This is a genomic window from Micromonospora sp. NPDC127501 (assembly GCF_040302185.1).
GTDB lineage: Bacteria > Actinomycetota > Actinomycetes > Mycobacteriales > Micromonosporaceae > Micromonospora.
Genome location: NZ_JBEORJ010000026.1, coordinates 20,330 through 29,564 on the forward strand (window position 1 = coordinate 20,330; position 9,235 = coordinate 29,564).

A 9,235-nucleotide genomic window follows, 5' to 3' on the forward strand; every position below is an offset into this window, starting at 1 on the left:
AATTGACCACATATCACCAGTCGACCCGGGGGGAACCCCGGGTCGCTCTCGTCACCTGCTCAGACCTGGCCGACCTCGACCCGGACGACCGGCTGGTCCTGGCCCCGCTCGCCGCCAGTGGCGTCGCCGTCCAGTCGGTCGTCTGGGACGACCCCGACGTCGACTGGTCGTCCTACGACCTGGTCGTGCTCCGCTCACCCTGGGACTACGCGCTACGCCGCGACGAGTTCGTGTCCTGGGCGACCACCGTGCCGAGGCTGGTCAACCCGGCGGACGTGGTCCGCTGGAACACCGACAAGCGCTACCTCGCCGAGCTGAGCGCCGCCGGGGTGCCAACCGTGCCGACGTCGTGGATCGAGCCGGGGGAGGGCTGGCAACTGCCCGCCGAGACCGGCGAGTACGTGCTCAAGCCCGCCGTCAGCGCCGGCAGCCAGGACACCGGCCGGTACGACCTGGCCGACCCGGAGCACCGGGACCTGGCCGCCGCACACGTCCGCCGGCTCTCCGAGGCCGGCCGGGTCACCATGGTCCAGCCGTACCTGCGGGCCGTCGACACCGAGGGCGAGACGGCCCTGCTCTTCCTGGCCGGCCCGGACGGGCTCGCGTTCAGCCACGCGATCCGCAAGGGTCCGATGCTGTCCGGGCCGGATCTCGGCCCGGACGGGCTCTACAAGACCGAGGAGATCAGCGCCAGCACCGCCCGCCCCGAACAACTGGCGGTGGCCGAGCAGACCCTCGCGACGGTGCCCGGCGGCACCCGACAGCTGCTCTACGCCCGGGTCGACCTGATCCCCGGCCCGGACGGCGAGCCGGTCCTGGTCGAGCTGGAGCTGACCGAACCGTCGCTCTTCATCGGGTACGCGGACGGAGCCCCCGACCGCCTCGCCACCGCGATCACCACCCACCTGGCCCGCACCGCCTAACCCCCACGACACGCAACCCTGAACCGCCGCCGCCGCCGCCGCCGCGCCGCCGCGCCGCCGCGCCGCCGCGCCGCCGCGCCGCCGCGCCGCCGCGCCGCCGCCGGCAAGATCGCGCAACATCCTGGTTGTAGTGGCTTCCTGGCGTTTCGTGGCCACTACATCCTGGTTCGAGTGCGATCTTGGCGGCCGCGGGCGGCCAGACTCGGGTTCCGGGAACGCGAGGCGGTCAGGCGGTGGCTGGTACCGGGGCGGCGGCGTCGGTCGGGGTGGCCTGGGGGGCCGACGTGACCGCGCGGCGTTCCCGGGTGGACCACTGCACCGACAGGGCGGCCAGCAGCACCAGGCAGGAGCCGAGCATGTGCGCGCCCACCAGGATCGCCGGCACGTGGGTGAAGTACTGCACGAAGCCGATCAGGCCCTGACCCAACTCCACGGCGACCAGGATGATCGCGGCGCGGGTGGCTCGCTGCGCACCGACGGCGCGGAACGCGAAGATCAGCGCCACCGAGAGACCGATCAGCAGGAAGACCCCGTCCGCGTGCACCTGCGAGATCGTCTCCGGGTCGAGCCCGTTGCGGGCGGCGCCGTGGTCGCCGGCGTGCGGGCCGCTACCGGTGACCCAGGTGCCGACGACCAGCACGGCGACGGTGACGCCGGTGGTGACCCGGGCCAGCGCGCGCAGCGGTGCGGGCACCGCGGCCACGGTCGGGCCGTCGGGGTCGCCGATGCGTCGCCAGAGGGCGTACGCGGCGGCGATCACCGCCATCGAGGCGAGGAAGTGCAGACCGACCACCCACGGGTTGAGGTTGGTCAGCACGGTGATGCCACCGATCACCGCCTGGGCGGGGATGCCCAGGAAGACCGCCACGGCCAGTGCGAGGAGCCCGGGTCGGCGGGGCCGATGCAGCAGTACGGCCAGTACGGTGGCCAGCGCGATCAGACCCACCGCGAAGGTCAGCATGCGGTTGCCGAACTCGATCACGCCGTACACGCCCATCTCCGGCGTCGTGACGTAGGAATCGTCGGTGCACCGGGGCCAGGTGGGGCAGCCGAGGCCCGAGGCGGTCAACCGGACGGCCCCGCCGGTGACGACGATGCCCACGTTCGCGATGATCGAGGCGAGCGCGAGGCGGCGCAGCAGGATGCCGGAGACCGGACGGACGATTCGGTTCACGGCGCAAATCCTACGCACCGTAGTGATCGAGGTTCGTCCGACTCCGCCGGCCCGGTGGTTGGGATCACCGGGGCCCGGGTTTGCGACCCTCCGGGTAATTACGTAACGTTGGCGTTGTGAAAAACGCGGCGGCGCTCTCCGGGCACCAACCGACGGCCGTACCGGCCCTCGGTGCGTCCGCCTCCGCGCCTGCCGTGACCACGTCGGCCGGCCTCGCCGGGCCGGCGGTGGCCGAGGTCTCCACCCGGGACCGGGTCACCCAGTTGCTGCTGGAGCAGGGTGCCACCACCGCCGCGCAGCTTGGCGCGGCGCTCGGGCTCAGCCCGGCGGCGATCCGCCGGCACCTCGACGCGATGCTTGCGGATGGTGACGTGTACGCCCGCGAGCAGCCCGTGCAGGGCAGTCGCGGTCGGGGGCGTCCGGCCAAGGTGTTCCTGTTGACCGAGGCCGCCCGAGTCCGCTGTGGCACACACCACTACGACAACATGGCCACCGCCGCGCTGCGCTGGATCGCCCGTAGCGGCGGCTCCGACGCGGTCGAGGCGTTCGCCACCGAGCAGGTGTCGGCTCTCGAGTCCCGTTGTCGGACGGCCATGGAGGACGCCGGCGACGACCCTCTCGCCCGAGCCGAGGCACTCGCCGCAGCGCTCACCGGCGAGGGTTACGCTGCCAACGCGACCACGATCGCCTCCGGCGGCCAGCTCTGTCAGCACCACTGCCCGGTGGCGCACGTGGCCGCCGAGTTTCCTCAGCTGTGCGAGGCCGAGACCGCGGTCATCTCCCGTCTGGTCGGCACCCACGTGCAGCGTCTGGCCACCATCGCGCACGGCGACGGGGTGTGCACCACGCACATCCCGACTCAGCCGGGCCGCGCCCAATCCGGTAATCCCGTAACCACTGTGAGGACAGATAGATGACCGAGCAGATCGTCCAGCCCCTGACCCAGGAAGAGCAGCTCGCCGCCCTGGGCCGGTACGAGTACGGCTGGTCCGACCCGGACGCCGCCGGGGCGGTCGCCCAGCGCGGCATCAACGAGGCGGTGGTGCGGGACATCTCGGCCAAGAAGAACGAGCCGGCGTGGATGCTCGACCTGCGGCTGAAGGGCCTGCGGCTGTTCGGCCGTAAGCCGATGCCGGCCTGGGGCGCGGACCTCACCGGGATCGACTTCGACAACATCAAGTACTTCGTGCGGTCCACCGAGAAGCAGGCCACCAGCTGGGAGGACCTGCCCGAGGACATCAAGAACACCTACGACCGGCTGGGCATCCCGGAGGCGGAGAAGCAGCGGCTGGTCGCGGGTGTCGCGGCGCAGTACGAGTCCGAGGTCGTCTACCACAAGATCCGCGAGGACCTTGAGGAGCAGGGCGTCCTCTTCCTGGACACCGACACGGCCCTGCGCGAGCACGAGGACGTCTTCAAGGAGTACTTCGGCACGGTGATCCCGGTCGGCGACAACAAGTTCGCCGCCCTGAACACCTCGGTGTGGTCCGGTGGCTCGTTCATCTACGTGCCGAAGGGCGTGCACGTCGAGATCCCGCTCCAGGCCTACTTCCGGATCAACACGGAGAACATGGGCCAGTTCGAGCGGACGCTGATCATCGTCGACGAGGGTGCGTACGTGCACTACGTCGAGGGCTGCACCGCGCCGCTCTACTCCTCCGACTCGCTGCACAGCGCGGTCGTGGAGATCATCGTCAAGAAGAACGCGCGCTGCCGCTACACGACCATCCAGAACTGGTCGAACAACGTCTACAACCTGGTCACCAAGCGCGCCGTCTGCCACGAGGGCGCGACCATGGAGTGGGTCGACGGCAACATCGGCTCCAAGGTGACCATGAAGTACCCGGCGGTCTACATGACCGGTGAGCACGCCAAGGGCGAGGTGCTCTCGGTGGCGATGGCCGGCGAGGGTCAGCACCAGGACGCCGGCGCCAAGATGGTGCACGCCGCGCCGCACACCTCCTCGAGCATCATCTCCAAGTCGATCGCCCGTGGCGGCGGCCGCACCTCGTACCGGGGTCTGGTGCAGGTGCTGGAGGGTTCGCACCACAGCCGGAGCACTGTCAAGTGCGACGCGCTGCTGGTCGACACCATCTCCCGCTCGGACACCTACCCGTACGTCGACATCCGTGAGGACGACGTGTCGATGGGGCACGAGGCGACCGTCTCCAAGATCAGCGACGACCAGCTCTTCTACCTGATGAGCCGGGGCCTGAGCGAGGACGAGGCGATGGCCATGATCGTGCGCGGCTTCATCGAGCCGATCGCCAAGGAGCTCCCGATGGAGTATGCCCTGGAGCTCAACCGTCTGATCGAGCTTCAGATGGAGGGCGCGGTCGGCTGACGCCGCCGCTCCCCGTGGCGGGCCGGAGCCTCGGCCCGTCACACCCGGCCCCAACTCGTCGTCGGAACAGACAGACCAAGGAAGAAATGACTACCCAGGCTTCCGCGCCGCCGCCCAGCACCAAGTCGCAGGCGCTGCGCTCGTACGACGTCGCCGACTTCCCGGCCCTCACCGGCCTGGAGGAGGAGTGGCGCTTCACCCCGCTCAAGCGCCTCCGCGGCCTGACCAGCGACGGTTCCAGGCCGCTGGACGACGCGCCGGCCGCGACCGGTGCGGTCCGACACGAGTACGGCGACCTGCCCGAGGGCGTCGCCATCACCCGGGTCGGCCGTGACGACGAGCGAGTCGGCAGCGTGCTGACCCCGGTCGACCGGGTCAGTGCGCTGGCCTACGGTGCCGCCGCGGACGCCCTGCTGCTGCGGGTGGCCCCCGACGTGGTGCTCGGCGAAGCAGTGCGGCTGCGGGTGGTCGGCGAGGGCGTCGAGCAGCCGGCGTTCGGTCACACCTTCATCGAGGTGGGCCGGTTCGCCGAGGCGACAGTCGTACTGGAGCACGTCGGGTCGGCCATCCTGGCCGACAACGTCGAGGTGGCCGTGGCCGACGGCGCGAAGCTGACGCTGGTCACGGTCGCCGACTGGGCCGACGACGCGGTCCAGGCCCAGCACCTGAAGATCAAGCTGGGCCGGGACGCCAAGGTCATCCACATCCAGGTCTCCCTGGGTGGCGACCTGGTCCGGCAGTTCACCAGCGTGGAATACACCGGGCGCGGTGGCGAGGCCGAGCTGTACGGCGTCTACTTCGCCGACTCCGGCCAGCACCTCGAGCACCGGCAGCTGGTCGACCACAGCATCCCGGACTGCCGCAGCTACGTCGGCTACCGGGGCGCCCTGCAGGGCGAGAGCGCGCACACCGTCTGGGTGGGCGACGTGCTCATCCGGGCCGAGGCGACCGGCACCGACACGTACGAGATCAACCGGAACCTGCTGCTCACCGACGGCGCACGGGCGGACTCCGTACCCAATCTGGAGATCGAGACCGGCGAGATCGCCGGCGCCGGCCACGCCAGCGCGACCGGCCGCTTCGATGACGAGCAGTTGTTCTACCTGATGGCCCGGGGCATTCCGGAGAGTGAGGCCCGCCGGCTGGTGGTGCGTGGTTTCTTCGCCGAGCTGATCAACAAGATCCCGGTGGAGTCGCTGCGTGAGAGCCTCGGAGACACGATCGAGGCCCGGCTGACCAAGGCGGGCGCTTGATGATCCGCATCTGCTCCACCGAGGACGTGCCGAAGGGCACCGCGATCAGCGCGGACGTCGACGGCACGCCGATCGCCCTGGTGCACGGCGAGGACGGCGGCTTCTACGCCGCGTACGACGAGTGCTCGCACGCCTCCGTCGCGCTCTCCGAGGGTGAGGTCGATGGCTGCACGCTCGAGTGCTGGCTGCACGGCTCGCGCTTCGACCTGCGCACCGGCGATCCGACCGGCCTGCCCGCCACCGAACCCGTCCCCGTCTACCCCGTCGAAGTCCGCGACGGCGACATCTACCTCAGCCTGACGCCGAGTAATGGAGTGACCCGATAATGAGCACCCTGGAGATCCGCGACCTGAAGGTGTCGGTCAAGCTGCCCGAGGGTGAGCTCAAGCCGATCCTGGCCGGCGTCGACCTGACCGTGAAGTCGGGCGAGACCCACGCGATCATGGGCCCGAACGGTTCCGGCAAGTCCACCCTGGCGTACTCGATCGCCGGTCACCCCAAGTACGAGATCACCGGTGGCACGGTGACCCTCGACGGTGAGGACGTGCTGGCCATGACGGTCGACGAGCGCGCCCGCGCCGGCCTCTTCCTGGCCATGCAGTACCCGGTCGAGGTGCCCGGCGTCTCGGTGGCGAACTTCCTGCGGACCGCGAAGACCGCCATCGACGGCGAGGCCCCGAAGCTTCGCACCTGGGGCGGCGAGCTGCGCGGTGCGATGGAGCGTCTCCAGATGGACCCGGCGTTCGCCCAGCGCAACGTCAACGAGGGCTTCTCCGGTGGTGAGAAGAAGCGGCACGAGATCGTCCAACTGGAGCTGCTCAAGCCGAAGATCGCGATCCTCGACGAGACCGACTCCGGTCTCGACGTGGACGCGCTGCGCGTGGTCAGCGAGGGCGTCAACCGGGTCCGCGACACCGGCGACACCGGCGTGCTGCTGATCACCCACTACACCCGGATCCTGCGCTACATCAAGCCGGACTTCGTGCACGTCTTCGTGGCCGGCCGGATCGTCGAGCAGGGCGGCTCGGAGCTGGCCGACAAGCTCGAGGCCGAGGGCTACGAGCGGTACGCCGCCGGGGCCGGCACGGCCAAGGCCTGAGCGGGAGAGGCGCTGCCGAGATGACCAGCATCGCGATCCCCTCGGGGATGCCGCAGTACGACGACGTGCCGCGTTTCGACGTGGCCCGGGTGCGCGCCGACTTCCCGATCCTCGGTCGGGACGTCAACGGGCACCCGCTGGTCTACCTCGACAGCGCCAACACCTCGCACAAGCCCCGTCAGGTGCTCGACGTGCTCGACGAGCACTACGCGCGGCACAACGCCAACGTGTCGCGCTCGGTGCACACCCTGGGCACCGAGGCCACCGAGGCGTACGAGGGGGCGCGGGCGAAGATCGCCGCGTTCATCAACGCGCCCAGCGTCGACGAGGTGGTGTTCACGAAGAACTCCACCGAGGCGATCAACATCGTGGCGTACGCCTTCTCGAACGCCTCGCTGCGCCCGGACGCCGACCCCCGTTTCCGGCTCGGTCCGGGCGACGAGGTGGTGATCTCCGAGATGGAGCACCACTCGAACATCGTCCCGTGGCAGTTGCTCTGTGAGAGGACCGGCGCGACCCTGCGCTGGTTCCCGGTCACCGACCAGGGGCGGCTGGACGAGTCGGGCCTGGAAGATCTGGTCACCGAACGGACGAAGATCGTCTCGCTGGTGCACATGTCCAACATCCTCGGCACTGTCAACGCCACCTCCCGGATCACCGCGCGGGTCCGCGAGGTGGGTGCGCTGCTGCTGCTGGACTGCTCGCAGTCGGTGCCGCACCTGCCCATCGACGTGGTCGACCTGGACGCCGACTACATCGTCTTCACCGGCCACAAGATGTGCGGTCCGACCGGCATCGGGGTGCTCTGGGGTCGGGGTGAGCTGCTGGCGGCCATGCCGCCGGTCTTCGGCGGCGGCTCGATGATCGAGACGGTCACCATGGCCCGCTCGACGTTCGCCGCGCCGCCGGCCCGCTTCGAGGCGGGCACCCCGCCGATCGCCGAGGCCGTCGCGCTCGGTGCGGCCGTCGACTACCTGACCGGCATCGGGATGCAGGCCATCCAGTGGCACGAGAAGGAGCTGACGGCGTACGCGCTGGACGCTCTCGGCTCGGTGCCGGACCTGCGGATCTTCGGTCCGACCGTGCCGGTGGGCCGGGGCGGCACCATCTCGTTCGCACTCGGTGACGTGCACCCGCACGACGTGGGTCAGGTGCTCGACTCGCTCGGCGTGCAGGTGCGGGTGGGCCACCACTGTGCCAAGCCGGTGTGCAGCCGGTTCGGTGTTCCGGCCATGACCCGGGCCTCGTTCTACCTCTACACCACCACCGAGGAGATCGACGCTCTGGTGGCCGGTCTGGAGCAGGTGCGGAAGGTGTTCGACTGATGCAGCTCGACCAGCTCTACCAGGAGATCATCCTGGACCACTACAAGCGCCCGCACGGGCGCGGCCTGCGCGATGCCGACGACCCGGGCGATCAGGTCGCGGAGGCGCACCACGTCAACCCGACCTGCGGTGACGAGGTCACCGTCCGGGTGGCCACCGACGGCACGGTGCTGCACGACATCTCGTACGACGGTATGGGCTGTTCGATCAGCCAGGCATCGGCGAGTGTGCTGCACGAGTTGCTGCGTGGTCGGGGCGCCGGGGAAGCATTCGAGGTGCACGAGGCGTTCGTGGAGTTGATGTCCGGACGTGGCCAGGTCACGCCGGACGAGGACGTGCTCGGTGACGGGGTTGCTTTCGCGGGTGTGGCCCGTTACCCCGCCCGGGTCAAGTGCGCGCTGCTGCCGTGGATGGCGTTCAAGGACGCCGCGGCACGCGCCGGTGTGGGCGCGAGCCCGGAGGTGAAGGCGTGAGCGAGCGTCAGCGAGCGAATGACACCGTGGTGCCTTGTGGCATCACGCAGCGATGCGGAGGGACGGCATGAGCGAGAACACCGCTACTGAGGCGACGCCGGAGGCCGGTGACACCACCGTGGTGCCGCAGACCGACGCCGCGACGACCGATGGCACCGTTGACGCCGCCGCTCCCGCGGGCGGCGTCAGCAAGGCGATGATCGCCGACATCGAGGAGGCGATGAAGGACGTCGTCGACCCGGAGCTCGGCATCAACGTGGTCGACCTGGGCCTCGTGTACGGCGTCCACGTCGACGACGAGAACGTCGCCACCCTGGACATGACGCTCACCTCGGCGGCCTGCCCGCTGACCGACGTCATCGAGGACCAGACCCGGCAGGCGCTGACCACCGGCCCCGGCGGCGGCCTGGTCAACGACATCCGGATCAACTGGGTGTGGCTCCCGCCGTGGGGTCCGGACAAGATCACTGACGAGGGTCGGGACCAGCTCCGCTCCCTGGGCTTCAACGTCTGACCCGATCCACTTCGTCGAGCGCGGTACCCGCACGGGTCGAAGGTGGCCGAGGTCGCGGCGGACGCCGTCGGCGCGCGGTCGAAGGCACCGGAGACGAACATCCGGCTACGACCGGCCGACAGGCCGCTGC

The 9,235-nt window shown here is 70.0% G+C and carries 10 protein-coding genes; 9 read left to right on the plus strand and 1 reads right to left on the minus strand.

Annotation, left to right across the window (positions count from 1 at the left end; genetic code table 11):
* The first annotated feature begins 2 nt into the window (after positions 1 to 2).
* Entirely contained in the window at positions 3 to 923 is a 921-nt protein-coding gene (locus ABTW72_RS32570; RefSeq protein ID WP_350865689.1) for an ATP-grasp domain-containing protein, read from the plus strand.
* Positions 924 to 1,149: 226 nt separating this feature from the next.
* On the opposite strand, the gene ABTW72_RS32575 is transcribed toward ABTW72_RS32570, so the two are convergent.
* Complete coding sequence (locus tag ABTW72_RS32575; RefSeq protein WP_350865692.1) at positions 1,150 to 2,115, minus strand: COX15/CtaA family protein; 966 nt, start codon at positions 2,113 to 2,115, stop codon at positions 1,150 to 1,152.
* A 98-nt stretch (positions 2,116 to 2,213) separates the two neighbouring features.
* Here ABTW72_RS32575 and ABTW72_RS32580 point away from each other — a divergent pair, with 98 nt between their 5' ends.
* The 8 genes from ABTW72_RS32580 to ABTW72_RS32615 all read left to right on the plus strand — a co-directional run bounded on the left by ABTW72_RS32580 (position 2,214) and on the right by ABTW72_RS32615 (position 9,105).
* Positions 2,214 to 3,014 carry a helix-turn-helix transcriptional regulator gene (locus tag ABTW72_RS32580; protein WP_502892277.1) on the plus strand — a complete coding sequence of 267 codons (801 nt, stop codon included), beginning with the start codon at positions 2,214 to 2,216 and terminating at the stop codon, positions 3,012 to 3,014.
* On the plus strand, positions 3,011 to 4,441 hold the full coding sequence (gene sufB / locus ABTW72_RS32585) for a Fe-S cluster assembly protein SufB (RefSeq protein ID WP_234588434.1): 1,431 nt from the start codon (positions 3,011 to 3,013) through the stop codon (positions 4,439 to 4,441). Before ABTW72_RS32580 ends, sufB begins: the two co-directional genes overlap by 4 nt.
* An 86-nt stretch (positions 4,442 to 4,527) precedes the next feature.
* Positions 4,528 to 5,694 carry a Fe-S cluster assembly protein SufD gene (sufD, locus tag ABTW72_RS32590; protein WP_350865695.1) on the plus strand — a complete coding sequence of 389 codons (1,167 nt, stop codon included), beginning with the start codon at positions 4,528 to 4,530 and terminating at the stop codon, positions 5,692 to 5,694.
* Positions 5,694 to 6,020 carry a non-heme iron oxygenase ferredoxin subunit gene (locus ABTW72_RS32595; RefSeq protein ID WP_350865698.1) on the plus strand — a complete coding sequence of 109 codons (327 nt, stop codon included), beginning with the start codon at positions 5,694 to 5,696 and terminating at the stop codon, positions 6,018 to 6,020. Before sufD ends, ABTW72_RS32595 begins: the two co-directional genes overlap by 1 nt.
* Positions 6,020 to 6,793 (plus strand): Fe-S cluster assembly ATPase SufC, encoded by a 774-nt coding sequence (sufC, locus tag ABTW72_RS32600; RefSeq protein WP_091403695.1) that lies wholly within the window; start codon positions 6,020 to 6,022, stop codon positions 6,791 to 6,793. Before ABTW72_RS32595 ends, sufC begins: the two co-directional genes overlap by 1 nt.
* A 20-nt stretch (positions 6,794 to 6,813) precedes the next feature.
* Positions 6,814 to 8,118, plus strand: coding sequence for a cysteine desulfurase (locus tag ABTW72_RS32605; protein ID WP_350865701.1), 1,305 nt, complete (start codon positions 6,814 to 6,816; stop codon positions 8,116 to 8,118).
* Positions 8,118 to 8,591, plus strand: coding sequence for a Fe-S cluster assembly sulfur transfer protein SufU (gene sufU / locus ABTW72_RS32610; RefSeq protein ID WP_350865704.1), 474 nt, complete (start codon positions 8,118 to 8,120; stop codon positions 8,589 to 8,591). The genes ABTW72_RS32605 and sufU overlap by 1 nt, the downstream gene beginning before the upstream one ends.
* Before the next feature lie 67 nt (positions 8,592 to 8,658).
* Positions 8,659 to 9,105: a metal-sulfur cluster assembly factor gene (locus ABTW72_RS32615; RefSeq protein ID WP_350865707.1), complete on the plus strand. Its 447-nt coding sequence runs from the start codon at positions 8,659 to 8,661 to the stop codon at positions 9,103 to 9,105.
* Positions 9,106 to 9,235 lie beyond the last annotated feature (130 nt).